The organism is Kitasatospora sp. NPDC091335, from assembly GCF_044757205.1.
In the GTDB taxonomy this organism is placed as follows: domain Bacteria; phylum Actinomycetota; class Actinomycetes; order Streptomycetales; family Streptomycetaceae; genus Kitasatospora.
The window spans coordinates 176,981-202,898 of sequence record NZ_JBIVUM010000001.1 but is presented as its reverse complement, the minus strand read 5'-3'; the positions used below and the strand labels follow the sequence as shown (position 1 = coordinate 202,898).

At 74.0% G+C, this 25,918-nt stretch carries 25 protein-coding genes and 1 pseudogene; 13 read left to right on the top strand and 13 right to left on the bottom strand.

The genetic code is table 11. The annotated features are described in order from the left end of the window. Nucleotides 1-225: 225 nt before the first annotated feature. From ppdK to ACIQOW_RS00885, 5 genes are all read right to left on the bottom strand, one after another. The gene (gene ppdK, locus ACIQOW_RS00905) at nt 226-2,934 is read right to left on the bottom strand and encodes a pyruvate, phosphate dikinase (protein ID WP_401078155.1); all 2,709 of its coding nucleotides are present in this window, start codon (nt 2,932-2,934) and stop codon (nt 226-228) included. 562 nt (nt 2,935-3,496) lie between these two features. Next, nucleotides 3,497-4,666 carry a tRNA dihydrouridine synthase DusB gene (dusB, locus tag ACIQOW_RS00900; protein ID WP_401078152.1) on the bottom strand — a complete coding sequence of 390 codons (1,170 nt, stop codon included), beginning with the start codon at nt 4,664-4,666 and terminating at the stop codon, nt 3,497-3,499. Between the two features lie 88 nt (nt 4,667-4,754). Continuing rightward, nucleotides 4,755-5,609 carry a DUF4097 family beta strand repeat-containing protein gene (locus tag ACIQOW_RS00895; protein ID WP_401078149.1) on the bottom strand — a complete coding sequence of 285 codons (855 nt, stop codon included), beginning with the start codon at nt 5,607-5,609 and terminating at the stop codon, nt 4,755-4,757. Nucleotides 5,610-5,611: 2 nt separating this feature from the next. Continuing rightward, complete coding sequence (locus ACIQOW_RS00890) at nt 5,612-6,256, bottom strand: response regulator (RefSeq protein ID WP_401078146.1); 645 nt, start codon at nt 6,254-6,256, stop codon at nt 5,612-5,614. After that, nucleotides 6,244-7,458, bottom strand: coding sequence for a histidine kinase (locus ACIQOW_RS00885; RefSeq protein WP_401078143.1), 1,215 nt, complete (start codon nt 7,456-7,458; stop codon nt 6,244-6,246). Before ACIQOW_RS00885 ends, ACIQOW_RS00890 begins: the two co-directional genes overlap by 13 nt. A 135-nt stretch (nt 7,459-7,593) precedes the next feature. Between ACIQOW_RS00885 and ACIQOW_RS00880 the strand changes: the two genes are divergently transcribed. Further along, nucleotides 7,594-8,157 carry a hypothetical protein gene (locus ACIQOW_RS00880; RefSeq protein ID WP_401078140.1) on the top strand — a complete coding sequence of 188 codons (564 nt, stop codon included), beginning with the start codon at nt 7,594-7,596 and terminating at the stop codon, nt 8,155-8,157. After that, the gene (locus tag ACIQOW_RS00875; protein WP_188298626.1) at nt 8,154-8,540 is read left to right on the top strand and encodes a hypothetical protein; all 387 of its coding nucleotides are present in this window, start codon (nt 8,154-8,156) and stop codon (nt 8,538-8,540) included. The genes ACIQOW_RS00880 and ACIQOW_RS00875 overlap by 4 nt, the downstream gene beginning before the upstream one ends. A 1-nt stretch (nt 8,541) precedes the next feature. Here ACIQOW_RS00875 and ACIQOW_RS00870 read toward each other — a convergent pair whose 3' ends face one another. Continuing rightward, on the bottom strand, nt 8,542-9,429 hold the full coding sequence (locus ACIQOW_RS00870) for a helix-turn-helix transcriptional regulator (RefSeq protein ID WP_401078136.1): 888 nt from the start codon (nt 9,427-9,429) through the stop codon (nt 8,542-8,544). Nucleotides 9,430-9,531: 102 nt separating this feature from the next. Between ACIQOW_RS00870 and ACIQOW_RS00865 the strand changes: the two genes are divergently transcribed. Beyond that, a complete protein-coding gene (locus ACIQOW_RS00865; RefSeq protein ID WP_401078133.1) occupies nt 9,532-11,016 on the top strand; it encodes an MFS transporter in 1,485 nt (494 codons plus the stop codon). 162 nt (nt 11,017-11,178) lie between these two features. Here ACIQOW_RS00865 and ACIQOW_RS00860 read toward each other — a convergent pair whose 3' ends face one another. After that, nucleotides 11,179-11,982: an alpha/beta fold hydrolase gene (locus ACIQOW_RS00860; RefSeq protein WP_401078130.1), complete on the bottom strand. Its 804-nt coding sequence runs from the start codon at nt 11,980-11,982 to the stop codon at nt 11,179-11,181. Between the two features lie 35 nt (nt 11,983-12,017). Beyond that, nucleotides 12,018-12,404: a MerR family transcriptional regulator gene (locus tag ACIQOW_RS00855; protein ID WP_401078127.1), complete on the bottom strand. Its 387-nt coding sequence runs from the start codon at nt 12,402-12,404 to the stop codon at nt 12,018-12,020. Nucleotides 12,405-12,481: 77 nt separating this feature from the next. Between ACIQOW_RS00855 and ACIQOW_RS00850 the strand changes: the two genes are divergently transcribed. Together ACIQOW_RS00850 and ACIQOW_RS00845 are read left to right on the top strand one after the other, a co-directional pair. Beyond that, on the top strand, nt 12,482-13,717 hold the full coding sequence (locus ACIQOW_RS00850; RefSeq protein ID WP_401078124.1) for an MFS transporter: 1,236 nt from the start codon (nt 12,482-12,484) through the stop codon (nt 13,715-13,717). Between the two features lie 127 nt (nt 13,718-13,844). Further along, nucleotides 13,845-14,018 (top strand): hypothetical protein, encoded by a 174-nt coding sequence (locus ACIQOW_RS00845; protein ID WP_401078121.1) that lies wholly within the window; start codon nt 13,845-13,847, stop codon nt 14,016-14,018. Nucleotides 14,019-14,835: 817 nt separating this feature from the next. On the opposite strand, the gene ACIQOW_RS00840 is transcribed toward ACIQOW_RS00845, so the two are convergent. Then, on the bottom strand, nt 14,836-15,015 hold the full coding sequence (locus tag ACIQOW_RS00840) for a hypothetical protein (RefSeq protein WP_401079825.1): 180 nt from the start codon (nt 15,013-15,015) through the stop codon (nt 14,836-14,838). Between ACIQOW_RS00840 and ACIQOW_RS00835 the strand changes: the two are divergent. Further along, nucleotides 14,981-15,277, top strand: a pseudogene (locus ACIQOW_RS00835) (phosphatase PAP2 family protein); the annotation flags it as partial. The gene ACIQOW_RS00840 and the pseudogene ACIQOW_RS00835 sit on opposite strands and share 35 nt — an antisense overlap. A 237-nt stretch (nt 15,278-15,514) precedes the next feature. Here ACIQOW_RS00835 and ACIQOW_RS00830 read toward each other — a convergent pair. After that, on the bottom strand, nt 15,515-16,219 hold the full coding sequence (locus ACIQOW_RS00830; protein WP_401078118.1) for a response regulator: 705 nt from the start codon (nt 16,217-16,219) through the stop codon (nt 15,515-15,517). Between the two features lie 85 nt (nt 16,220-16,304). Beyond that, complete coding sequence (locus tag ACIQOW_RS00825) at nt 16,305-17,897, bottom strand: sensor histidine kinase (protein ID WP_401078115.1); 1,593 nt, start codon at nt 17,895-17,897, stop codon at nt 16,305-16,307. A 181-nt stretch (nt 17,898-18,078) separates the two neighbouring features. Between ACIQOW_RS00825 and ACIQOW_RS00820 the strand changes: the two genes are divergently transcribed. Further along, nucleotides 18,079-18,312, top strand: coding sequence for a hypothetical protein (locus tag ACIQOW_RS00820; protein WP_188298634.1), 234 nt, complete (start codon nt 18,079-18,081; stop codon nt 18,310-18,312). Nucleotides 18,313-18,423: 111 nt separating this feature from the next. On the opposite strand, the gene ACIQOW_RS00815 is transcribed toward ACIQOW_RS00820, so the two are convergent. Next, nucleotides 18,424-19,527, bottom strand: coding sequence for a serine hydrolase domain-containing protein (locus tag ACIQOW_RS00815; RefSeq protein WP_401079753.1), 1,104 nt, complete (start codon nt 19,525-19,527; stop codon nt 18,424-18,426). A gap of 142 nt (nt 19,528-19,669) precedes the next feature. Further along, nucleotides 19,670-20,116 (bottom strand): Lrp/AsnC family transcriptional regulator, encoded by a 447-nt coding sequence (locus tag ACIQOW_RS00810; protein ID WP_401078112.1) that lies wholly within the window; start codon nt 20,114-20,116, stop codon nt 19,670-19,672. Between the two features lie 93 nt (nt 20,117-20,209). Here ACIQOW_RS00810 and ACIQOW_RS00805 point away from each other — a divergent pair, with 93 nt between their 5' ends. The 6 genes from ACIQOW_RS00805 (at nt 20,210) to ACIQOW_RS00780 (ending at nt 25,809) form a co-directional block, all read left to right on the top strand. After that, nucleotides 20,210-21,019, top strand: coding sequence for an LLM class flavin-dependent oxidoreductase (locus tag ACIQOW_RS00805; RefSeq protein WP_401078109.1), 810 nt, complete (start codon nt 20,210-20,212; stop codon nt 21,017-21,019). Continuing rightward, a complete protein-coding gene (locus tag ACIQOW_RS00800; RefSeq protein WP_401078106.1) occupies nt 21,016-21,453 on the top strand; it encodes a nucleoside deaminase in 438 nt (145 codons plus the stop codon). Before ACIQOW_RS00805 ends, ACIQOW_RS00800 begins: the two co-directional genes overlap by 4 nt. Nucleotides 21,454-21,605: 152 nt before the next feature. Next, complete coding sequence (locus ACIQOW_RS00795; protein WP_401078103.1) at nt 21,606-22,715, top strand: threonine aldolase family protein; 1,110 nt, start codon at nt 21,606-21,608, stop codon at nt 22,713-22,715. A gap of 117 nt (nt 22,716-22,832) precedes the next feature. Beyond that, a complete protein-coding gene (locus ACIQOW_RS00790) occupies nt 22,833-23,411 on the top strand; it encodes an NADAR family protein (RefSeq protein WP_401078100.1) in 579 nt (192 codons plus the stop codon). Beyond that, a complete protein-coding gene (locus ACIQOW_RS00785) occupies nt 23,408-24,553 on the top strand; it encodes a hypothetical protein (protein ID WP_401078097.1) in 1,146 nt (381 codons plus the stop codon). The genes ACIQOW_RS00790 and ACIQOW_RS00785 overlap by 4 nt, the downstream gene beginning before the upstream one ends. A 68-nt stretch (nt 24,554-24,621) precedes the next feature. Further along, the gene (locus ACIQOW_RS00780; protein ID WP_401078094.1) at nt 24,622-25,809 is read left to right on the top strand and encodes a hypothetical protein; all 1,188 of its coding nucleotides are present in this window, start codon (nt 24,622-24,624) and stop codon (nt 25,807-25,809) included. The last annotated feature ends 109 nt before the right edge of the window (nt 25,810-25,918 follow it).

The window sequence follows — 25,918 nt, the reverse complement described above, 5'->3', positions numbered from 1 at the left end:
GCCGGGCCGTACCGGGCCGGCTACACACGTGGCCGCCGCCACACCGGCCGGTGCCCGGGGCCGTGCACAGCTGTACGTCCGGGCGGGGACGGACGCCGTTGTCCGTCCCCGCCCGGCCGTGTCACGTACGCCGGTTCTCCTGCGCCGAGCTCCGGTGTACGCCCTCCCGACGGGAGGGAGAGCGGTCAGTCGTACCCGCGCGTGCGGAGGGGATGCCTACCCTCCTCAGCGCGAGTCGCTGCCCGCCGTCTCGATGGCGGCGCGGCCGGCCTCCAGGCGCGCCACCGGGATCCGGAAGGGGGAGCAGGAGACGTAGTCCAGCCCCACCTCGTGGAAGAAGTGGACCGAGTCCGGGTCGCCGCCGTGCTCGCCGCAGACGCCGAGCTTGAGGTCGGGGCGGGTGGCCCGGCCGGCCTCGACGGCGTGCTTGACCAGCGAGCCGACGCCGTCGCGGTCGATGGTCTCGAACGGGGAGACCCCGAAGATGCCCTTCTCCAGGTAGGCGGTGAAGAACGAGGCCTCCACGTCGTCCCGGGAGAAGCCCCAGACCGTCTGGGTGAGGTCGTTGGTGCCGAAGGAGAAGAACTCGGCGGCCTCGGCGATCTGCCCGGCGGTCACCGCGGCGCGCGGCAGCTCGATCATGGTGCCGAGCTTGATGTCCAGCTGGACGCCGGTGGACCGGGCGACCTCGGCGAGCACCCGCTCGCACTCGTCGCGGACCAGCTCCAGCTCCTGGACGGTGCCGACCAGCGGGATCATCACCTCGGGGCGAGGGTCCCCGCCGGCCAGCTTCCGCTCGGCGGCGGCCTCGGCGATGGCCCGGACCTGCATGCCGAACAGGCCGGGGATGACCAGGCCGAGACGGACGCCGCGCAGGCCGAGCATCGGGTTCTGCTCGTGCAGCTTGTGCACCGCCTGGAGCAGGCGCAGGTCGTTCTCGTTCGGGTCCTTGCGGGCCTCGGCGAGGGCGACGCGCACCGACAGCTCGGTGATGTCCGGCAGGAACTCGTGCAGCGGCGGGTCGAGCAGCCGGACGGTGACCGGCAGGCCGTCCATCGCCTGGAACAGCTCCAGGAAGTCGCTCTTCTGGAGCGGCAGCAGGGTGGAGAGGGCGAGCTCGCGGTCCTTGTCGTTGTCCGCGAGGATCAGGTGCTCGACCTCCTTGCGGCGCTCCTCGCCGAGGAACATGTGCTCGGTGCGGCACAGGCCGATGCCCTGGGCGCCGTAGCGGCGGGCGCGCCCGCCGTCCTCGGCGTTGTCGGCGTTGGCGCGCACGGCCAGCCGGCGGCGGCCGTCGGCGTGCGACATCAGCCGGTGCACGGCCTGGACCAGTCCGCCCTGGACGTCGGCGCCGGCGTGCAGGGTGCCCTCGAAGTACTCGACCACGGGGGACGGCAGGACGGGGACCTCACCGAGGTAGACCTTGCCGGTGGCGCCGTCGATCGAGACGACGTCGCCCTCGTGGATCACCTGGCCGTCGGCGGTGGTGAAGCGGCGGGCCTTGGTGTCGACCTCCAGCTCCTCGGCGCCGCAGACGCAGGTCTTGCCCATGCCGCGGGCGACCACGGCCGCGTGCGAGGTCTTGCCGCCGCGCGAGGTCAGGATGCCCTCGGCGGCGATCATGCCGTCCAGGTCGTCGGGGTTGGTCTCGCGGCGGACCAGGATGACCTTCTCGCCCGAGCGGGACCACTTGACGGCGGTGTACGAGTCGAAGACGACCTTGCCGATCGCGGCGCCCGGCGAGGCGGCGAGGCCCCAGGCGATCTGCCGCGACCCGGCGTCGGGGGCGAACCGGGGGAACATCAGCTGCGAGAGCTGGCCGCCGGTGACCCGCATCAGGGCCTCGTCCAGGTCGATCAGGCCCTGGTCGACCAGCTGGACGGCGATCCGGAAGGCGGCCGCGGCGGTGCGCTTGCCGACCCGGGTCTGGAGCATCCAGAGCTTGCCGCGCTCGATGGTGAACTCGATGTCGCAGAGGTCGAGGTAGTGGTTCTCGAGCTTCTGCATGATCGCCATCAGCTCGTCGTACGACTTCTTGTCGAGCTTCTCCAGCTCGGCCAGCGGCAGGGTGTTGCGGATGCCGGCGACGACGTCCTCGCCCTGGGCGTTGGACAGGTAGTCGCCGTAGACGCCCTGGGTGCCGGTGGAGGGGTCGCGGGTGAAGGCGACGCCGGTGCCGGAGTCCTCGCCGAGGTTGCCGAAGACCATGGTGCAGACGTTGACCGCGGTGCCCAGGTCGTTCGGGATGCGCTCCTGGCGGCGGTACAGCCGGGCGCGGTCGCCGTTCCAGGAGTGGAAGACGGCGTGGATCGCGAGGTCCATCTGGACGCGCGGGTCCTGCGGGAAGGCCCGGCCGGTCTCGCGCTCGACGATGCCCTTGAACACCTCGACCAGTTCCCTGAGGTCGGCGGCGTCCAGGGCCAGGTCGTCGGTGGTGCCCTTGGCGTGCTTGGCCTCGTCCAGGGCCTCCTCGAACAGCTCGCCGTCGACGCCCAGCACGGTCTTGCCGAACATCTGGACCAGGCGGCGGTAGGAGTCCCAGGCGAAGCGCTCGTTGCCGGACTGGGCGACGAGGCCGGCCACCGAGGCGTCCGAGAGGCCGATGTTGAGGACGGTGTCCATCATGCCGGGCATGGAGAACTTCGCGCCGGAGCGGACCGAGACCAGGAGGGGGTTGTCGGCCTGGCCGAGCTTCTTGCCCATCTCCTGTTCGAGGGCGTCCAGGTGGGCGCTGATCTCCTCGTGGAGGGAGGTGGGCTCGCTGCCGGTCTCCAGGAAGACCTTGCAGGCCTCGGTGGTGATGGTGAACCCGGGAGGAACGGGGAGGCCCAGGTTGGTCATCTCGGCCAGGTTCGCGCCCTTGCCGCCGAGAAGATCCTTGAGCTCCTTGTTTCCTTCAGTGAAGGAGTAAACAAACTTCTGCTGGGACGGCACGGGTCGGTCTCCTCGTACGCGGTTGCCCTGACGCCGGAGAACATACCCATTTCGAAGGCACTTCTCTGCCCTGAATAGGCCAGCCGAGGCTCGTACCGAGTGGTCACCCGTTAGATCGAATGTACATAAAGGCGTTCACCTCTGTGGCGAAATCGTCCGCCTGACGCTAGTGAGTGTTCAATTCTTGAACACGGCCAACCCGAACGTCGCACGATCGGGACGCACGGTAGCGGCCGCGGTTCCGTCGCGTTGCCCCGGCTTGATTTCCTGCACCCGGATCGCCCGATCGGCGGGCGGTCGGCTTCGGGAAGCGATTCACGGTCGACCTGTCCATTTCGTCCACCGGCCGGCCGCCGGCCTCCACCGTATGTGGCAAGCGTCACCAGGGCATCCCACGGGTCGGACGTAGAACACCTCAGCCGATCGTCGCACTGCGTCCGGAAACGTGCCCGCTCCGTGATGTTCGGACGACGAAAAGGAGCCCTCCTGTCCAGGATGGACAAGAGGGCTGGGCCTTAGTGGCAGACGGCCCCGGAAGGCCGTTTTCTACACTTCGGCCAGGTCAGCCACCAGAGGTGTCCGATTCGGCGTCCGCACCCGGCCGGGCGCAGTCATACGGATCGTCCAACCAGTGCTCGGGCAGAACCACCCGGTTGTTGCCGCTGGTCCGCCCGCGCGGGCCGTCCGCACCGGCCGGCCAGGCCTGGGACTGCTCCACCTGGGCGAGGGTTTCGGCCAGTTCGGCCAACGAGGAGGAGCCGGCGAGCCGCACCCGCAGCTCGGAGCCGACCGAGAAGCCCTTGGTGTACCAGGCGACGTGCTTGCGGAAGTCGATCACGCCGCGCGTCTCGTCCCCGATCCACTCGCCGAGCAGCTGCGCGTGGCGCACCATCGCCGCGGCCACGTAGCCGAAGTCGGGGCGGGCGTAGTCCACGTCGCCCTCGAAGATCGCGACCAGGTCCTTGAACAGCCACGGCCGGCCCAGGCAGCCGCGGCCCACCACCACGCCGTCGCAGCCGGTCTCGCGCATCATCCGCAGCGCGTCGTCGGCCGACCAGATGTCCCCGTTGCCCAGCACCGGGATGTGCGCCGGGACGGACTCCCGCAGCCGGGCGATCGCCGACCAGTCGGCCGTCCCGCCGTAGTGCTGGGCGGCGGTGCGGCCGTGCAGGGCGATCGCGGCCACGCCCTCCTCCGCGCCGATCCGGCCGGCGTCCAGGTAGGTGAGGTGGTCGTCGTCGATGCCCTTGCGCATCTTCATGGTCACCGGCAGGTCGCCCGCGTTGGCGACGGCCTCGCGCAGGATCTCGCGCAGCAGGTTGCGCTTGTACGGCAGCGCCGAGCCGCCGCCCTTGCGGGTGACCTTGGGGACCGGGCAGCCGAAGTTGAGGTCGATGTGGTCGGCCAGGCCCTCCTCGGAGATCATCCGGGCGGCCTTGCCGACGGTCTCCGGGTCCACCCCGTACAGCTGGATCGAGCGCGGCTTCTCGCTCGGGTCGAACCTGATCAGCTGCATGGTCTTGGCGTTGCGCTCGACCAGCGCCCGGGTGGTGATCATCTCCGAGACGTACAGGCCCTTGCCGCCGCTCTGCTCACGGCACAGGGTGCGGAACGGCGCGTTGGTGATGCCGGCCATCGGCGCCAGCACGACGGGCGGCCACACCCGGATCGGGCCGATGTCGAGCGGCGCGAACTCGGTGTCCGACGCGGTGGGTGCGGGCGTGGCTGTCATGCGCGGCTGACCTCGGGTGGTGGGGACGGGACTCTCCATTGTCCCCCACCCGGGTGAGCGGCCTCCGCGTCGCGCCGGGAGGCCCCGGCTACGGGGCCGACCGCGGCGCGAACGTCGGATCCGGGTGGGACGACGGCTCCGGCGGTTCCACCGGCTCCGACGGCTCCGACGACATCGACGGGTTGACCGAGATCGACCCGGAGGTGACCGCGACGTGCATCCGGTTCGGGCTCCCGGGGTCCGCGAGCAGCGGGTCGATCCCGCCGTGCCCGCTGCCGGTCTCGCTGGAGAAGGCGTACCGGCTGTCCTTCGGCACGGTCATCTCCACCGAACCGGACGTGGCCGCGGCGTCCACCACGGCCGGGGCCTTGGCGAAGTTCAGCGACACCGAGCCCGAGTTCGCCCGGGCCGTCACCCGCCGGGCGCTCAGGTTGCCACCCCGCACCTGCCCGGAGGTGACGCCCACGGTCACGTCCCCCGAGGTGTCCGACAGCACCAGCTCCCCGGAGGTCAGCTCCATCCGCACGTTCCCGCTCAGCCCCTCCACCCGGACGGATCCTGAGCCCACCGATCCGGACACCTCGGTCGCGGCCGGTACCTCCAGCTCGATCTCGGCGCCGCAGCCGAAGTCCGCGAACGGCAGCACCCTGCGGCAGCGCATGGCGACGGTGAGCACCCCGTCGACGATGGTGACGGACACCACCGGCTTGCGCACCAGCCAGTCCAGGCTCTGGTGGACCACCACGTGGCCCTCCCGGCCGGCCCGCACCCTGACCGAGGCGTTGCCGGTCTCCAGCCGGACCCCGCGGATCGCCTTGTCGTACGGCCGGCTGCTGCTGGTGCGCTGCTGCACCGCCATCGACCAGGTCTGCAGCGCGCCGCCGGTCATGACCAGGACGATCACGCCCGCCCCGACGACCCGCCAGGCCTTCACCCCACTCACCGCTACCCGACCTCCAGGAAGCGCAGCACGGCCATCACCCGGCGGTGGCTGTCCTCGGCCGGCGGCAGGTCGAGCTTGGTGAAGATCGAGTTGATGTGCTTGGCCACCGCGCTGTCGCTCACCACCAGCGAGCCGGCGATGGCCGCGTTGGAGCGGCCCTCCGCCATCAGGGCGAGCACGTCGCGCTCGCGCGGGGTCAGCTTCTCCAGCGGGTCCCGGTGCCGGCGCAGCAGCAGCTGGGCGACCACCTCGGGGTCCAGCGCGGTGCCGCCCGCCGCGACCCGCTGGAGCGCCTCCAGGAAGTCGTCCACGTTGGCCACCCGCTGCTTGAGCAGGTAGCCGACCCCCCTGGTGTTGGTCGCCAGCAGGTCCGCGGCGTAGCGCTCCTCCACGAACTGGGAGAGCAGCAGGACGGCCGTGTCCGGCCACTGCCGGCGAATCACCATCGCCGCCTTCACCCCCTCGTCGCTGAATCCGGGAGGCATCCGGACGTCGGCGACCACCACCTGCGGGCGGTGGTCCTCGACGGCGGCCAGCAGTTCCTCGGCGTCCCCGACGGCCGCCACGACCTCGAAGTCCACCGCCTCCAGGACCTTGACCAGGCCGACCCTCAGCAGGACCGAGTCCTCGGCGATCACAGCACGCACGGCAACTCCACGGTGATGGTGGTGGGCCCCCCGAGGGGGCTGAGAACGGACAGCGTGCCGTCGACCGAGGCGGCGCGCTTGCGCAGGCCGGTGAGCCCGGTGCCGCGCGCCGGGTCCGCGCCGCCCACGCCGTCGTCGCTGATGACCAGCCGCAGCCGCCCGCCGGCCGCCCGTACCGAGAGGTCGACCCGGTTGGCCCTGGCGTGCTTGGCCACGTTGGTGAGCGCCTCGGAGACGGTGAAGTAGGCGACCGCCTCGACGGTCGGGGCGACCGGCTCGGAGAGGTCGACGTCCAGCCGCACCGGCAGCGGCGCGCGGGCGGCGACACCGGACAGCGCCGCGTCCAGGCCGCGGTCCTCCAGGACGGCGGGGTGCAGGCCTCGGACCAGGTCGCGCAGCTCGTCGATGGCCGCCTGGGCCGCCTCGTGGGCGTCGACGATCACCTGCATCGCCTCGGGCGGCACGTCCTTGAGGGTGCGCCGGGCCAGGCCCAGGTTCATCGCGAGGGAGGTGAGCCGCTGCTGGGCGCCGTCGTGCAGGTCGCGCTCGATCCGGCGGCGCTCGGCGTCCACCTCGTCGACCAGCCCGGCCCGGCTCTCGGCGATCTCCTCGACCCGCCGCTCCAGCGCCTCCACCCGGTCGGGGCCGAGCAGCCGGCGCGCCGCCCACGCCTCCAGCCGGGCCAGCTGCGTCCCCGGCCAGGGCAGCACCGCCAGCAGCAGCACCCCGGCGAGGGTGAACAGGACGTCCTCCCCCGCCAGGCCGGTGCGCACGTCCGTCCCCGCGGGCATCAGCCAGACCCAGCCGTACACGGTGGCCAGCACCACGGCGGCGGCCCAGGCGTACAGCACCACCAGCGCGCCCGCCGCCAGCAGCGGTCCGGCCACCAGGTGGTAGAGGGCCTGACGCCAGGTCACTCCCAGCAGCAGCAACTGGCGTCCCACCGGCGGCCGCAGCGGCGGCACCTCCACCCCGTACAGGGCGCGCAGCCGGCCGCGTTGGACCGCGGTCAGCGGGCGGGAGCAGAGCAGGACGGCGGCGAGCGCGGGGAACAGCAGCCGCGGATCGGTGACGGCCAGCCAGACCGGCAGCGCCATCGGCGTTCCGGCGGCCGTGAAGCGGATGTCCCGCCAGACCTCGGGCGACCACGGTGGGCGCCGGAGGCTCCTGACGAGCGCTCGGCGCAACGTGGTGGAGGGCATGCCGGACAGCGTAGGGCCCGGTGATCACGGGCCGCCATGAAGGGGGGTTCCCAGTGGGGGTGTATCTAGCTACACCCCCGATTCGGTGTGGGGCACCACCGACAGGAAGGGGGTCGGGCCGGAAGTCTTGAGGGCATGACGAGCACTGCATCGCACTCCGCCACTCCGCCGCACGGGCGGCCCGGCCCCGGGAGCCACGGGGGTGTTTCCGGGGCCGCGCTCCGGTCGGCGTCGGGGGCGGAGGGGTCGCTGCCCACCGGGGCCGGCCCCTGGTCGGTCCGGATCGTCGGGTCCGGGCGCGGCCGGGCCGCGCTGGAGCTGTACCAGCACGGCGAGTTGACCGACGTCCTGGTCGCCTCCCGGCTCACCCCGCAACTGCTGCGCGGGGCGCGGCACTGCCCGTCGGCCGGGCGGGCCAGGCACGTGCTCGCCTGGGGCCGGCTGGCGGCCGACGGCGCGGTGCCCTCGGTGGTGTTCACCGGGCGGCGGCCGTTCCGCCGGGTACGGGCGTCGGCCGAGGTGGTCACGGTCGCCGGGCGGTTCTGGGTCTCCTGGGCCGAGGGGCCGTTCGACGCGGTGCGGGTCGGACACCCGGCCGGCGGGACGGCCGAGCGGCTGCCGCTGGAGCGGGTGCGGGAGCAGGGCCCGGGCCGGTGGCCCGCTCCCGGCCGGGCGCGTCGGGTCCGGGGTGCGGCATGAGCACCGCCGTCCTCGCCCCTCGCGCCGCTTCCCCGTACGTCCTGCCCGCGCGCTTCGCCCGGGTGCCGGTCCTGGCGGCGGTCGCGCTGCTGCCCTGGCTGGCGGTCCTCGCCGTCTGCCACGAGACCCCGTGGGTCGTGCTCGACCTCACGGAGTTCGCGGCCCTGCTCTCGCTGGACGCGCTGCTGCGCCGGCGCAGTGCCGCCGCGCTGTGGGCCGGCGCGGCGGTGGCCCTGCTGCTCACCGGGGACGCGCTGGCCGACATAGCCTGCGCGGGACCGGGCCCCGCGATGCTCGCGGCCCTGGTGATGGCCTTCTGCATCGAGCTGCCGCTCGCGGTGGTGTGCCTGCGGCTCGGGCGGGACGCCGCGGTGCGGGGCTGAGTCAGCCCCTCGTGGGCAGTTCGTCCATCAGCGCGCGGGTCTCGTCGTCCAGCGGGGTGTACGTGATCATCCGGCTCCCCTGCCGCGGGCTGAGCCAGAAGTTGGTGTACTCGCAGCGCAGCAGTCCGACGCCGGGCACCCGGAACCGCTTGATGCCGTTCCCGGGCCGCATCACGTCGTGCCGCTGCCAGGTCTCCGCGAAGTCCGGCGAGGCCTTGAGCAGCCGGGCCAGCAGTGCCTTCCAGGCCGGTTCCGAGCTGTGGTCGGCCATCGCCGAGCGGAACCGGGCCACCATCCCGAGGCGCTCGGTGCGGTAGTCGACCAGCACCTCGCGGAACTGCGAGGGCGTGAACGCCATCCAGATCAGGTTGCGGTCCTCGGGGGCCAGTTCACCGAGGTCGCCGACGATCGAGGTGTACTGGGCGTTGGACGCCAGCACGTCGTAGCGGGAGTTGAGCACCACCGCCGGGTACGGCGCCAACTGCTCCAGCAGCAGCCGCACGCCCGGGGTCACCGAGGGGCACTCCTTCACCGGCGCCGGGTCGTCCGCGCCGGCCAGGGTGAACAGGTGGGCGCGCTCGCTCGGATCCAGCAGCAGCGCCCTGGCCACCGCGTCCAGCACCTGGGTGGACACCTGGATCTCCCTCCCCTGCTCCAGCCACGTGTACCAGGTCACCCCGACCGCGGCGAGCTGCGCGACCTCCTCCCGGCGCAGCCCCGGCGTCCGGCGGCGGCCGGTCATCGGCAGGCCCACCTGCTCGGGCGCGATGCGCTCGCGGCGGCTGCGCAGGAAGGCGCCCAGCTCGTGCCGGCGGGCGTCGCCGGGGGTGGTCCGGTGCGCGGCGTCGGCGGCCGGACGGGCTTGCGCGGGGCGTGTGGCGAGGCTCATGCTCCCCAGCATGCGACAGCTGCCGGCCCGTTGCCAGGTACTTCTTATACCCGGATAACCACACTCTGGTACCAGGGTACGGAGCGGCGGATCGTAGGACCAGTGACCCAACCACTCGCCGTCGCCCCCTCATCGGACCGCACCGCCGCCACCCCTGGCACCGCGGCCGACCGCACCGCCGCCCCCGGCCCCGCCGGATCCGCGGCCGCCACCCTCGGCACCGCCGGGCTGGTCACCGTCCTGCTCGGCGCCTTCCTCCCGATGCTCGACTTCTTCATCGTCAACGTCGCCCTGCCCACCATCGACCACGACCTGGCCGCCGGGCCCGCCGTCCTCGAACTGGTCGCCGCCGGCTACGGCATCGCCTTCGCCGTGCTGCTCGTCCTCGGCGGGCGCCTCGGCGACACCTACGGCCGGCGCCGGCTCTTCGTCGTCGGCGCCGCCGCCTTCGCCCTCACCTCGCTGGCCTGCGGCCTCGCCCCCGGCGCGTGGTCCCTGGTCGCCGCCAGGGCCGCCCAGGGCGCCTCGGCCGCGCTGCTGATCCCGCAGGTGCTCGGCACCATCACCGCCGCCACCGAGGGCGCCAGGCGCGGCCGCGCGCTCAGCGTCTACGGCGCGGTCGGCGGCATCTCGGTGGTGATCGGGCAGGTGCTCGGCGGAATGCTGGTCGCCGCCGACCTGTTCGGCACCGGCTGGCGCTCCGTGTTCCTGCTGAACGTGCCGTTCGCGCTGCTCGCCGTGGTGCTCGCGGTCCGCTACGTCCCGGAGAGCAAGGCCCCCCGGGCCGCCCGGATCGACATCCCCGGCACCGTCCTGCTCACCGCCGCGCTGATCTCCCTGCTCATCCCGCTGATGGAGGGCCGCGCCGCCGGCTGGCCGCTCTGGTCCTGGGTGCTGCTGGCCCTGTTCCCGGTCCTCGCCGTCGCCTTCGGCGTCGTCGAGCGCCGCGCCGAACGGCGCGGGGACACCCCGCTGGTGCCGCCCTCCCTGCTGCGCATCCCGGAGATGCGGCGCGGTCTCGGCATCGCGCTCCCCTACTTCGCGGGCTTCGGCGGCTTCATGTTCGTCATCGCGGTCGCCCTCCAGCAGGGCCTCCACCTCGGCCCGGTCGCGGCCGGCTGGGCCCTCGTCCCGATGGCCGTCGGCTACTTCTCCGCCTCGCTCGCGGGACCGCGGCTGATCAGCCGCTGGGGCAGCCGGGTGCTCAGCGCCGGCGCCGTCGTGCAGGCCGCCGGCCTCGCCACCCTGGCCCTGACCATCACGGCCGACTGGGCCCACTTCTCCCCGCTGCGGATGGCCCCTGGCGTCGCCCTCGCGGGCATCGGGCAGGGCCTGATCGGCACCCCGCTGTTCCGGGTCGTCCTCGCCAAGGTGCCCGCCGCCCGGGCCGGCGTCGGCAGCGGCGTCCTGGCCACCGGCCAGCAGTCCAGCCTCGCCCTCGGCGTCGCCACCCTCGGCACCCTCTACCTCTCGCTCTCCCCCAGCCTCGGCCTGGACCGGGCCCTCGTCCTCTGCCTGGGCATCCAGCTCCTCGGCTCCTTCACCATCCTGTACCTGACCACCCGCCTTCCCCGTTCCATCGGCTGATCCGGGCCTGCGGGCTTCGGGCTCTCGGGCTCTCGGGCTCTCGGGCTCTCGGGCTTCGGGCTCTCGGGCTTCGGGCTCTCGGGCTCCGACGGCGGCGAACGCCCTCGCGGCCACCGGTACTTCCGGTGGCCGCGAGGGCGTCGGCGTTCGCGGTACCGGTCCTCAGCGTTCGAGCAGGGCGAGCCGGTCGAGCCAGGCGCCGAACGGGGCGCGGACGGCTTCGGCGGCCTCCACCTGGGGGTTGTGGCCGGCGCCGTCGAGGACGGTGGCGGCCATCCGGGGGTAGTGGTCGAGCAGGGCGAGCTGGTCGCGCCAGCCGACCAGGGCGTCCTGCCGGGTGGTGACCAGGAGGTGGTGGCCGCGGTGCTGCGGGGCGCCGTGCTCGGGCCAGCGCGGCAGCAGGAAGTCGGCTTCGAGCTCGGCGGCGGCCGCCCGGTCGTGCGCCTGCCAGCCCGGCCGGACGTACCGCTCGAAGAGCTCCCGGCTCTCCTCGGTCTGCCGGGCCATGACGTACCGGAACAGCTCGCGGTCGGCGACCGGGAGCCGGGCGACGAGTTCCTCGTCCCGTTCGACCACGGTCTCCTCGGGCAGGGCGCGGTCGGCGCCCCAGCGCACCACCGGGACCAGCAGCGCCGAACCCAGCACCTGCTCGCCGAACCGCGCGGTCACCGCCCTCGCCAGCTGTCCGCCGAAGGACTGCCCGACCACGGCGAAGGGCTCCCGGCCGACCGTGGCCCCGATCCAGCCGAGGACGGCCTCGGTCAGGGTGCTCGCCGAGGCGGGGCCCGGCAGCCGGGGGCTGGTGCCGTGACCGGGGAGGTCGAGGTAGAGGCGCCGCCAGCCGGGGCGGCCGGCGAAGGCGGGTTCGAGCGGGAGCAGCACGCGGTGGTCGAGGGTGTAGCCGTGGATCAGGACGATCGGGGTGCCCTCGCCGAAGGCGGTGTGGTGGATCGCGGAGTCGGTCATGACCGTAGCGTCCAACCGTGACACCGGTGACAAGGTCAAGCGGCGGGTCGGACGGCCGGGTCGGAGAGGCCCTTGACCACGTCCAGGTACTCCCGGATGGCGTCCCGGTTGCGCGTCAGACACTGGATCCGGCTGGTCATCCGGTCCGTCTCGGACTCCAGGGTGGCGAGCATCTCCGGTGTGGCGTCGACGAAGTGGATCGTCCGCGGGGTGTCCAGGCAGGGCAGGATCTGCTTGATGATCCGGGTCGGCAACCCCGCGTCCAGCAGCCCACGGATCTGCAGGACCCGGTCCACGAGGTACTCGTCGTACGCGCGGTAGCCGTTGGCCTCGCGGCGCGGCGTGATCAGCCCCTGCTGCTCGTAGTAGCGCAGCAGGCGCGGGGTCGTCTCGGTCAGTCCGGCGAGTTCGCCGATGCGCATGTGTGACCACCCTCACCCCGGGCCGGAGCTTCCCGGCTGGACCTTGACATGGATGTCAACGATAGACGATCGGGCCCATGCCCACTCCCGAGCTCCCCGCTTCCGAACTCCGCAGCCCTGAACTCCGCACCCCCGGCCCGCCGGTGGCCCCCGCGCCCCGGCTGCCCTGGCCCGCGCTGCTGGCCATGAGCACCGGCGGATTCGTCACGATCATGACCGAGGCCCTGCCCGCCGGGGTGCTGCCCGCCATGAGCGCGGACCTCGGCGTCGGCCAGTCCGCCGCCGGACAGTCCGTCACCCTCTACGCGGTCGGCTCCATCGCGGCCGCCATCCCGCTGACCGCCGTGACCGGACGCCTGCCGCGCAAGCGCCTGCTGCTGGTCGCCGTCGGCGGCTTCGCCGCGGCCAACGCCGTCACCGCGCTCTCACCGAGCTACCCGCTCACCATGGCCGCCCGGTTCGCGGCCGGCCTGGTCGCCGGGCTGCTCTGGGCCCTGCTCGCCGGGTACGCCCGGGGCATCGTCACACCGGAGCAGCGCGGACGGGCGATGGCCGTCGCCATGACCGGCTCGACGGTCGCCCTGTCGGTGGGCGTGCCCGCCGGCACCCTGCTGGCCGGCCTGACGGGCTGGCGGGCCACCTTCGGGCTGATGAGCGTGATCGCCGTGGCGCTGACCGGCTGGATGCTGCTCGCGCTGCCGGAACTGCCCGGGCGCGAGGGCCGGGCCCGCACCCCCGTGCGGCAGGTGCTGCGGATTCCGGGCGTGGCCACCGTCCTGGCCGTCACGGCGACCTTCGTGCTCGCCCACAACATCCTCTACACGTACGTCGCCGCGCTGCTCGAACCGCTGGGGCTCGACGGCCGGACGGACGTCGTCCTGCTCGTCATCGGGCTGTCCTCGCTGGTGAGCGTCCTCGGCACCGGCGCCCTCATCGACCGGCACCTGCGCACCCTGACCATCGCCTCCTGCGTCCTCCTCGCCGTCGCGGCACTGGTCATCGCCGCCGCCCTGCTCGGCAGGACGGGCCTGCCCGTCTACGCCGCCGCCGCGGTCTGGGGCCTCGGCTTCGGCGGCGCCGCCACCCTCCTCCAGACCGCCGTCGCCGACGCGTCCGGCCCGGCCGGGGACATCGCCCAGTCACTCCTCGTCACCTGCTGGAACCTCGGCATCGCCGTGGCCGGGATGGCGGGCGGCCTGCTCCTCGACCACGCCGGGCCGACCGCGCTGCCCTGGTCCGCCCTCGTCCTGCTGGCCGTCGCACTGGCCGTGACCGTCGGCGGACGGCGGCACGGGTTCCCGGGGCGGGAGTGAGAGTCTGGCTGCACTCCTTCGTGTGAAATCGACGCACGTCCTCGTCATCGCCGCACGGCCGGCCCTACCGTGAAGTCGTATGACAGTCGGCGCCCACATCCGCCAACTCCAGTAGCACACCAGTGAGTTGACCGACCCCGAACATCAGGTGCCGGAGGGCCTCGTTCGTGACGGCACCATCGACCCGGAGAACGCCGCCACCGCGCGCGGCCTGGCCGACTGGCCACTCCCCGGGGCCGGGGCCGGGCTCGGTTCGGCCGCCGGTGCCCTGCTCGCCATGCGGGGCGAGGAGGACCACTGATCCACCTGGACTCCTGCGCGCCCCTCGAGCCCCTGGTGCCCCTGGTGCCCCTGGTGCCGGAGAACGAATCCACGACGCTGGGCGCGCTCCTCTCGTCGCACGGTCCCGAAGGCCGTACGACCAGTGCCTGGCCCGGGTCGAGGTACCGCGCGCGCTGATCCGGACCGGCGCACCACAGGAGTTGCCGGACACGTCCACCGACCCGCTCGACCGGCTGCTCCGCGCCCGGCGCCTCCGCACGCTCGACGCCGTTCACCTCGCCTGCGCCGAACACTCTGAGCACGTGCTCACGGCCTTCGTCACGCATGACGAGCGCCTGGCCGGCGTGCAGCAGCGGCCTGGCGGGCGAGTAGCCGGTGCCGGGGACGATCAGGGCGGCGACCCGGCCGGGGTCGCCGGAGTGGCGGGTGGGAAAGGTCGGCGCGTTGCGGGCGGACATGGGCGCAGGGTACCCGCGCGGCCTGTGTCGCCGTGTCAACCCTGACCATCGTCATGGTCGTTACCTGACTTTCGGGTCGGGTGGAAAGGGCTCCTCGGCTTCTACCGTCCGGACCATGACGTACACGGACAGGAATTCCAGGACGACCGGCCCGAGCGGTGCCGCCGGTCCCGGGAGAGCGGCCGGAGCGACCCGGGCGACCCGGGCGACCCGGGCGACCCGGACCCGGGCGAGCGGGGCGTCGGGCAGGGGCAGGCCCGCCCTCGCCGTGCCCCTGCTCTGCGCGGGGGCCGGGGTGGTGGCCTGGCTGGCGCCGGAGCGGGGTGGCGGGGGCGGGGCGGGGCCGGTGCGCGTGCTGTCCGGGTGGTCGGCCGGCGGCTACCGGCGGGTGGCGGAGGCCGTCGGCGACGCTCCGGACGCGGTGGCCTCGCTGCTGGAGCCGGCCACCGAGGTCGGGCTGCTGGTGCTGGGGCTCCTGCTGGTCTTCTGCTGGTGGACGGCCCGGGCCCGGCGGGCCGCCGATGTGGTCGCGGGGGTGGCGTTGGTCGGGCTCGGCACCGTGCTGGCCTACGGGGCGAGCGAGGCGCTGAAGGTGGTCCTCGACGAGGAGCGGCCCTGCCGGGCCCTGACCGGGCTGCCGGGCACGGCCACCGCCGAGTGCCCGCCGCCGGGCGACTGGTCGTTCCCCAGCAACCACGCCACCCTGGCCGTCGCGCTGGCGACGGGGCTGGTGCTGCTGCGCCCGCGCTGGGCGCTGCCGGCCGTACTCGTCGGCGGTGCCACGGCGGCGCTGCGGGTGGCGGCCGGGGTGCACTACCCGCACGACGTGCTGGCCGGCGCCGCGCTCGGCGGCACCGTCACGGCGGCCGTGGTCCTCGTCCTGCGGCCGGTGGCCACCGGCGCCGTGACGGCCCTGGCCGGGGCGCCCGTGCTCGGGAAGCTGCTGTCGGCACCACCGATACCGTCGGCCCCGGGCTCGGGCGGGGCCTCGGCTCCGGGCCCGGACGGGGGCTCCGGCGTGACCACCGCCCCGCCGACAATCGCGCCCCCGGCCGTCTCAGTCCCGTGGGCCGCCCGCGCAGGTCGCGCCGAGGGTCAGCCCGGCCTCGTGGGCGAGAACGGCGGCGGCCGCCCGGTTGGCCACGCCGAGCCGCGCCAGGACGGAGCTCACATGGGCCTTCACGGTGCCTTCCACCACCCCCAGTCGGCGGGCGATCTGGCCGTTGGACAGCCCGGCGGCGATCAGGGTCAGTACGTCCCGCTCCCTGGCGGTCAGGGCGGCCACCTGTTCCCTGGCTCCGGCACGCCGGTCGGCGGGGCCACCGGCACCGGTGGCGGCCAGGTGGGCGACCACCCGGGCGGCCACCTTGGGTGAGAGGTAGGCCGCCCCTCCCGCCACCGCGTGCACCCCGGCGAGCAGTTCCTCGGGCTCACCGGACTTGATCAGGAACCCGTTCGCGCCGCCGCTGAGCGCGCGCAGGATGTAGTCGTCCTCACCGAAGGTGGTCAGCATGAGTACTCCGGTGGCCAGGCCGGTCCGGCGGATCTCGGCGGCGGCCGTGATGCCGTCCGTCCCGGGCATCCGGATGTCCAGCACGGCGACGTCCGGCCGGTGGCGCCGGACCAGCTCGACGGCCTCCCGGCCGTCCCCGGTCTCGGCGACGATCTCGATGCCGGGGTCGGTCGCGAGCACCGCGCACAGGCCCGCGCGGATCATGGGCTCGTCGTCGGCGAGCAGCACCCGGATCGGTGCGGTGGTCATCGGCGGCTCCTGTCGGTCGCCCGGTACGGAGGTACGGGCTGAGGTGGGAAAGAAGGTGAGGGCGAAGGCGGGGTGTGCCGGTCCGTCAGGACCGGAGCACATCACGCGAGAGCAGCCGGGAGTCCCGGAAGCACAGCCGGTAGGCGTCGCCGGCCCGGTCCACGAAGAGCTCGGCGGTGATGGCGTAGTGGGTGCACGAGATCCCCTCCCCCGACGGCAGCGCGGGCGTCGACGGCCCGCTCGGCGGACGGTACGGCAACCGGTGGCCCGGCAGCAGGCGCTCGACCGAGGCCTGGTCCTGCCCGAGCTGGAGGGAGGCGTAGACCTCCGGGTCCAGCACCGACAGGCCGACCACGTAGAACGTCCATACTCGCAGGGCCACGATCAGCAGCACGGCCGTCGTCAGCGGGACGAGCACCACGGCGGCCAGCGTCCGGCCCACCTTCCGCCGTGCCCGGCGCAGCTCGCGCACCGGCGACGGCGGGGCGGCGGGCGGCGGCGGGACGGGCCCGGCGGCGCGGCGTGGCAGGTCCGCCGTGACCTCGAACCCGCCGTCCGGGCGGGCGCCGTGGGCGAAGGTGCCGCCCGCGAGCCGGACGCGCTCGGTCAGCCCGACCAGACCGCGGCCGCCGACGGGCGGTACGGCGGGCGTCGCGGTGGGCGTCGCGGTGGGCGCTCCGGCGGCCGGCGTGGAGCTGCCGGTGAACGTTCCGGTGGGCGTTGCGCCGCGCGGGGTTGACGCCGGCGCCGACGGCGCCGCGCCGGGGCCGGCGGGCGTGGGCCGAAGCACGGACACGGACGCGGATGCGGCCGCGGACACAGGAGCGGATGCGGACACAGGCGCAGGGCCGTTGGCCACCCGGACCCGAGCGCCCTCGGCCGAGTACGCCACCTCCACGGTGACGGGAGCCCGCGGGGCGTGCTTCGCTGCGTTGGTCAGCGCCTCCTGAACCACCCGGTACGCGGCATGCTCGGTCGCGCGCGGCAGCCCGCCCGGCTCACCGAGGATCTCCGAGCGGACGTCCAGGCCCGCGGCGGCCGCCTCGGCGACCAGCTGCGGAATGTCCGAGTCCGCCGGCCCGTGGGCCCTGCGGGCGCTGCCGTCGCTCTCGTCCCCGTCGCGCAGTATGCCGATCACCTCGCCGAGCCGCTCGACGGCGGCGGCCGCACCCGCCCTGATCTCCTGGACGGCCTCCCGGTGGGGCGGGGCCAGGTCAGGGGCGAGTTTGAGTGCCCCGGCACGCAGCGCGATCAGGCTGAGGTCGTGGCCGAGGGCGTCGTGCATGTCCTGGGCGATCCGGGCCCGTTCGCGCAGCCGGGCCTGCTCGGCGACCAGTTGCTGCTCGCGCTCCAGCCGCTCGGCCCGTTCCCACCCGGCACGGACGAGTTCCTGCGACTGCCACCAGAACCGGCCCAGCAGCCACGGGCCCATCCCGGCGCTCACGGCGAGCGCGACGAACCGCAGGCCGAGGACGATCCAGGAGGGCACCGACCCGACCACCAGCACCCCGCCCCCGACCAGGACGGCGAACACCACCGCTGCCGGCCGTACCCGGTCCGTCCGCAGCCCGGCCAGGAAGGAGAACCCGATCGCCGGCAGAGCCCACCACAGGCTCGTGACAGCCAGCCCGACACACACGGACGCCGCCACCGGCAGCGCCACCCCACTCATCCGCATGCCCACGACCCTACGAGGGCCGCCGGCGCACCGGATCTGTCGAAAGTCATGCCCGCGGCGCCCGGTGTGCCCGCGACGCCCCGGGGACCATCGACCCGTCGGCCCTCAGTGAGCCGGTGACATCACGGAGCAACTGTGAGATAAGAAGGGGACGCACTCGAACCAGGGGAAGGGTGACGTCATGGTCCTCGTCACGGTGTTCCTGCTCGTACTCGTCGGCACCGTCATCGGCGCCACCACCTACCTGGTGCTCCGGGAACGGGCGCGGCGGCACCAGTTCGACGACGCCGAGGGAATCCTGATCGAGCAGCAGCGCACCGCCCACGCCGCACGCATGCGGGCGACGTACTCCAGCATCTCCGTCCACCACGGGAACGCCGTCATGGGTGACGAGGGGAACAGCCGTCGCTCCTGACCACCCGGTCCAGCGAAGCGGCCGACGATCAGCGCACCGACCAGCGGTCCGGTCAGCGGTCCGACCAGCCCACGGCCGGACGTCCGATCAGCGGTCCGGTCAGCGCACCGGTCAGCGGCACAGGGCGGCGTCCACGACTCCTTCGAGCCGCTCGGTGACGGCGTAGTCGGCCGGGATGGTGGTCACCGTGATGTTCACCGCCCGCCCGTCCTCGGTGACGCCGCCCCGGGTCTCGTAGCCGGGGATGTCGCCGCCGTGCCCCCAGTAGACCCCGCCGCAGGTCAGCGGCCGGCTGAGGATGCCCAGTCCGGAGCCCGCGCCGCTGTCCCCGATCGGCACGGTGGTGCGCATCTGGGCGAGTTGGGCCTCCGGCAGCAGGCGGCCCGGGGTCAGCAGCTCGGTGAAGAAGCGGTTGAGGTCCGCGTTGGTGGAGATCATCTGTCCGGCCGCCCAGCCCGCCGAGGGGTCCATCTCCGTGAAGTCGGTCAGCGGCCCGTCGGCGGAGTCCTTGCGGTAGCCCTTGGGATGGGCCTCCCGGATGGTCCGGTCCCCCGCGGCCGGGAAGTAGGTGTGCCGCAGCCCGATGCGCCGGACGATCCGCCGGTCGATCTCCTCGGCGAGCGGCCGCCCGGTGACCCGCTGGACGATCAGGCCCGCCAGCACGTAGTTGGTGCTGCTGTAGCCGAACTTCTCGCCGGGGGCGAAGACCGGCTTCCCCCCGAGGGCCATGTCCAGCAGCTCCCGGGGCTCGAAGTACCGCTGGCGCAGGGAGGCTTCGTCCAGCAGCCCCTCGTAGTCGGGCAGGCCGCTGGTGTGCTGGAGGAGCTGCCGGACGGTGATGCCGTGCCCGTCGACGCCCTCCCCGCGGACCAGCCCGGGGAGGTAGGTGTCGACCGAGGCGTCGAGGTCGATCCTCCCCTCCCCCACCAGCTGGAGCACGACGACGGCGGTGAAGGTCTTGGTGTTGCTGCCGATCCGCACCTGTCCGTCGGCGGGGACCGCGGCGCGGGTGGCCAGGTCCCCCACCCCTGCGGTGTAGTCACGGGTCCGGCCCCACCCGTCCCGGACGGTCGCGAGCGCGGCGGGCACCCCGTCCGTCCGCACCAGCGCGTTCAGCCCCTGCTGCACCGCGTCCGGTGAGGCCGCGGCCGATGCGGTGGACGGCGTCAGCACCCCGGCGGCCGCGGCGGTCGAGAGCGAGAGGGCGAGTGCCATGTGGCGGATCTTCGGACGGCGCACGGTTCAACTCCGTTGGGAACGTGGGGAGCAAGGAATCTCCCTGGTCACGCCCGCCAGTCTGGTCGCGCGGAGAGCGGCCGGCCTCCCCCGATCGAGGGAGCACCTTCGCCCGCGGACATCAGGGCCGGCCGGGCCCGCGCAGCGGCAGCGTCCGGCTGTAGACGACGCTGGTGGTGGTGCTGCCGAAGCCCGCCAGCTCGTCCACCAGGGTCTCCAGGTGCTCCATGGAGGCGGCCGCCACCTTCAGGGTGTAGCAGTCGTCGCCGGTGGTGCGCAGGCACTCCAGGATCTCCCGCCGCTCGGCGAGCAGCCGGCGCAGCGGCTCGTGGCGGTTGCCCGGGTACTTCAGCCGGACGACGGCGAGCACCGGATAGCCGACCTTCGCCAGGTCCACCACCGCGTGGTAGCCGGTGATGACGCCCAGCGACTCCAGGTTCCGCACCCGCTCCGTGGTCGCCGACGGGCTGAGGGAGACCCGCCGCCCCAGCTCGCTGAGGGAGATGCGGGCCTCCCGTTGCAGCTGCTCGATGATCGCCCAGTCGATGTCGTCGAGATTCACGGCCATGGCACGAATCTACCGGGAGAACCACGGCGGTCAACGGCCAGGACGGGGAAGATCCCATTCCGTCCGCCATGATCACGGGGATAGCCTCACAGCATGCAACTTGGCGTCAACGTACCGAACTTCGGCCCGGGGACCGACCCCGGCGTGCTGCGCGAGTGGGCCCGGACCGCGGAGGGCCTCGGCTTCGACCTCCTCATGGTGTCGGACCACGTGGCGGTGACCCCGGACGTGGCCGAGCGGTACCCGGAGCCGTTCTACGAGCCGTTCACCACGCTCTCCTGGCTGGCCGGGATCGCCCCCGGCCTGCGGCTGGGCACGACCGTGCTCGTCCTGCCCTACCGGAACCCCCTGCTGGTGGCGCGGATGGCGAGCACCCTCGACCGGCTCAGCGGCGGCCGGTTCGTCCTCGGCGTGGGGGTCGGCTGGGCACGCCAGGAGTTCGACGCCCTCGGCGTGCCGTTCGGCGCGCGCGGCAGGCTGACCGACGAGTACCTGGGCACCCTGCGGGACGCCTGGGCCGGTGAGCCCGACCGCCGGACGGTACCGGTCTGGGTCGGCGGCCACAGCGAGGCGGCACTCCGGCGGACGGTCCGGTTCGGCGACGCCTGGCACCCGCTGCGGCTCCCGCTCGCCCGGATGCGGTCGGTCCTGGGCGAGCACCCGATGCCGGGGTTCGCCCCGCGCATCGCCCTGCGGCTGACGACCACGCCGGTCGACGGCCCCGAGCGGCCCGCCGGAGTCGGCACCCTCGACCAGGTCCTCGACGACCTCCACCAGCTGCGCGAACTCGGCGCCGGGACCGTCGTGTTCGACCCCTACCACGGGAGTCCGGAGGACACCCGGCGACCGCGGGAGGCCTGGCAGGCACTCACCACCCTGACCACCCACTGGAGGACCGCGTGATCACCGAAGCCGACGAGGCCCTGCTGCGCCGCGCCATCGCCATCGCCGCCCGCGCGGTCGTCCTGGGCGACGCCCCGTACGGCTCCCTGCTGGCCGGCCCGGACGGCGGGATCCTCGCCGAGGCCCACAACACCGTGCGCCGCGACGACGACATCACGGCCCACCCCGAGCTGAAGCTCGCCCGCTGGGCCGCCCGCGAACTCGACCCGGACGCGGCCGCACGCACCACGATGTACACCAGCTGCCGGCCGTGCGGGATGTGTGGCGGCGGCATCGTCCGCTCCGGCATCGGCCGGGTCGTGTACGCGCTGTCGACGGAGCAACTCGTCGCGCTCAACCCGGAGTCCGGCGCCTGGCCGGTGGTGGCGCAGGAGGGCCCGGCCCTGTACGAAGAGGCCCGGACCCCCGTCGAGGCCTACTACCGGTCCCGCTGACGGCCGGGGCGGACCCGGAGGACCCGGAGGAGTCGGCCCGGAGCCGGGGCCGCCGGGCGGCAGGGCGACAGGACGGCAGGGCGGGATCGCCGGGCGGCAGCCGGGCCGGAAAGCAGTTGGCCCGACCGCGCCACGGGTTCGACAATCGTCGGATGACCGACGATCAGAGCCTGCCCCACCGGCGCCGCGCGGCCCGCAGGTCCGCCACCCGCTTCCTCTCCGGCGACCGCCTCCTCAGCATCCGCGAGCGCCTCACCCAGCTCGCCGCCCTGGACGGCTCGGACGCCGTCCCCGACGTCTACGGCGACGACGGGCCGGTGCGACAGCTGGAGGAGCGGACCGCCGCGCTGCTCGGCAAGGAGGACGCGGTCTTCTTCCCGACCGGGACGATGGCCCAGCAGGTCGCCCTGCGCCACCACGCCGAGCGCACCGGCAACCCGGCCGTGGCCCTCCACCCGCTCAGCCACATCGAGCGGCACGAGCGGCACGCCCACACCCAGCTCACCGGCCTGCGCGGCCTGTGGCCCACCACCGGGCAGCGCCAGCCCACCCCGGCGGAACTCCACGCGCTGGGCGAGCCGTTCGGCACCCTGGCGGTCGAACTCCCGCTGCGCGACCCCGGCTACCTCCTCCCCACCTGGGAGGAGCTGACCGCCCTCGTCGCCGCCGCCCGCGAGGCCGGCGCCCGGGTGCACTTCGACGGCGCCCGGCTCTGGAACACCACCGTCCACTTCGACCGGCCGCTCGACGAGATCGCCGCCCTCGCCGACAGCGTCTACGTCTCCTACTACAAGGACCTCGGCGGCATCAGCGGGGCCGCTCTCGCGGGCGACGCCGCTCTCACCTCGTACGCCCGCACCTGGCGCCACCGCTACGGCGGCAAGCTCTTCCAGCAGTGGCCGGCCGCCCTCGCCGCCCTCCACGGCCTGGACACCGTGCTGCCCCTCCTGCCCGACTGCGTCCGCCACACCGCGACCACCCTCGCCCCGGCGCTGGCCGCGCTTCCGGGCGCCCGCCTCCACCCGGTGGTCCCGCCCACCCACGAGTTCCAGCTCTGGCTCCCCCACCCCGCCGAGGCCCTGAACGCCGCCCACCTGGCGCTCGCCGAGCAGGAGGGGATCTGGTTCGTCTCCCACTGGGAGGACGCCGCCCCCGGCCTCGCGATGGCCGAGGTCAGTCTCGGCGAGCAGGCCCGCTCCTGGACCGCCGACGACGTGACCGGGGTCGGCCTCCGCTTCCTGGAGCTGGCCGCGAAGGGCTGACCGAGGACAGCCGACCGCGAAGGGCCGGCCGTGGAGGGCGACCGGCCCCGGAGCGACCCGCCGGGCGGCCCCCCAAACGGTTGGCGACCCCCGAACCCTTTGTGTCAGGATGACGATATGAGCGAGATGCACGTGGGGGACCTGGCCGCCGTCCGCAGCCGCGAGGAGCTGGCCGCGGCGATGGCCGACGGGGCGCGTCCGAAGTGGGTGATGTTCTGGGGGCACACCGAGCGCAAGGGCGGCGGGACCAGGCAGGAGTGCCTGAGCCAGTGGTGGCCGGGCGAGTTCACCGTCGACGGGGTCACGTACGCCTCCGCCGAGCACTGGATGATGGCCGGCAAGGCCCGGATGTTCGGTGACGAGGAGATCGTGCGGCGGGTGCTGGCGGCCCGGACGCCCGCCGAGGCGAAGAAGCTGGGCCGGCTGGTCCAGGGCTTCGACGACGAGACCTGGGTGGCCGGCCGCTTCGAGCTGGTGGTGGCGGGCAACGTCGCCAAGTTCGGCCAGGACGAGGCACTGCGCGGCTACCTGCTGGGCACCGGCGACCGGGTGCTGGTGGAGGCCAGCCCGCTGGACCGGATCTGGGGCATCGGGCTCGCCGCCGACGACATCCGGTCCCAGCAGCCCGCCGAGTGGCGCGGGTCGAACCTGCTCGGCTTCGCGCTGATGGAGGCCAGGGCCCGGCTGGGCGCGTGAGTACGGTCGCCGCGCTGCTGGACGGGACGGTGGTGGCCTCGGCCGCCGTCGCCCTGGTCCTGGCGCCGAGGGTGCTGCGCCGCGGGGCCCCGGCCCGGCGGCCCGGCCGCGTGTTCGGCCGCGCGTTCGGCCCGGAGCCGGTGCTGGCGGCCGTCGTCGCGCTGGTCTTCCTCAACCAGGTCCTCGTCGCGGTCCACGTGGACCGGGTGCACGGCGGCGACGTCTCCTTCATCACCCGCTACCTGCCGCCCGGGTGGTTCGACGTCCCGCGTCTGGGCCCCCTCGCCGCCCGCTTCCCCGCCCCGGAGCTGCTGGCCCCGTCCGTGCTCCGGGTCCAGGCCTTCCTCGAACTGCCGCTGGTACTGCTGGCGTTCACCGCCGTCGTCCGGCGGCTGGACCGCGCGCTGTACGTCCGGCTGGCCCGCTCACCGCTGATCCCGCTCGCCGCCGTCTCCTACACGGTGGCGTTCGGCGCGGTGGAGTGGCACCTGCGGAATCCGTACACCGTGGACGACCTCGTCCTGCGCGGGCTCGCGGCCTGCCTCACACCCCCGCTCATCGCCTGGCTGGCCCGGAGCGAACCCGTGACCTGCGGCGAGCCCGAAGCCGGCGGCGAGCCCGCCCGCAGCCTGTTCCGCTTCGCGCTCGACCTGTGGGCGTACGGCCAGCTGATGCTGGTGCTGTACGACACCGTGCTGCTCTACAACCTCGCCCGGATCGGCGACCGTCTCCCGTCCGCCGCGGCCGCGCTGGCGGTGCTCGTCGCCACCCGCGCCGTTCCGGCCCGGGCCCCGCGGCCGCCCGGCCCGCGCACCGCCGCACTCGCCGGCACGATCGGCCGGGCCCTCGCGCTGTTCCTCGTCCCCGCGCTGGCGATCCGGTACGCGCAGACCTTCGGCACACCCGAACTCGCCGCCCTGGCAGGGCTCCTGGTGGTCGGCGCGGCGGTCCGCGGGGACGTGTCGCCGCTCCTGCTCCCGGCCCTCGCCGGAGTCGCCGCAGGATGGGCCGTCGCGACCCTCGCTCCGGGCCCCTACTACGAGGCGACCCTCCTCCGGAGCGCGACCGGCGCACTTCTCACAACGACCGCCCTCTGCGCGCTCCTTGACACCACTCGGACACGACTGGTCGTGCACTCTTAACGCCCCAGCCACATACTGACGCCAGGATGTCACGCAGTCAGGGTCTGGATGGACAGGTTGGGGCGATCATGCGCATGCGGCCGACGGCACAACCCGCGGGCCGACAGCCGGAGGGCGAGCAACAGGTCGCCGAACTCCGCGTAGAACTGGACGAGTTACTCCGCGCGAGCCGCTACGCGAGTCAGCGCGAACGACGACTGGACGAGGCCGTCCGGGCCGCCCCCGGCCGCCAGCGGCCGGACGACGAGCTGTTGCGGCAGCTCACCCAGGCCCGCACCCTGCGCGAGGGCCTGAGCGCCCGCTGCCTCCAACTCAGCGATCAGCTGGAGGAGTTGGAGAGCCGGATCAGGCAACGGCAGCAGCCGCCATCACCGCAGCAGCAACAGCCGCCGCAACAGCCGCCGCAACAGCCGTCACCACAGCAGCACCCGCAGCCGCCGGCGCGGCAGCACCAGCCGCCACCGCCACCACCTCGGCAACACCGGCAGCAGGCCACGCTGACGCCCGTCCGCCCCGACATCGGTGCCCTCACCGAGCGGATCACCGCCCTCCACCGGTCCGGCTCCCTCGCCGAGGCCACCGAGGTGATCGACGCGGCCGCCGCCCGCCTCACCCCCGCCGACGCCGCGCTGCTGGTCGGGATGCTGTCCCGGTACGGCCCGGCCGGCGCCTCCCTCCAACTCGCCCGCGGCATCGCCCGGTCGGCGCCCGAGCACTCCGTCGCCGTGCTCGCCGAGCTGCGCGAACTGGGTCTGGCCGAGGAGGCCGCCGAGGTGTTCCACGCCTTCTGGAGCCACCCGGCCGCCTCCCTCCCCGGCCTGCTCTCCGCGCTGGAGCGGGCCGGGCTGGCCGCCGACAGCGCGACGCTGCTCTGGGAGTGGGGCTCGGCGCCGGTGCCCGAGCTGACCTCCCTCGCCGCCTGCCTCCAGCAGCACGGCCGGGCCGGCGACGTCCGGACCCTGCTGCGCCAGGCCGCCGGCCGCTCCACCCCCGACCTCGCCGACCTCGCGACCGGCCTGCCGCCCGCGCTCGCCACCCTCCTGCTGCACGAACTCGCGGTCCTGCGCCCGCCCGTCGAGGTCGTCCGGCTGGCCGCCGCCCTGGACGGCGCCGGCAGTTCCGGGCTGTACGGGCAGCTGCTGGCCGCGCTGCTCGCCGACGAGGCCCGCCACCGCACCACCCTCGCCGCCCTGCGCACCGCCGGCCTCCCGACCCGCCCGCCCGCGGCCCCGCGCTCCCGCTGGGGACGGCGGTAGCGCCCGGGCCGGCCGGCCCGCTCCGTGCGGCAGGCCGGGGAAGCCCCCGGACGGCAAGGAGCCCTCGCCCGCCCCACCGGAGCTGACGAGGGCTCCTCGAACAGGGACC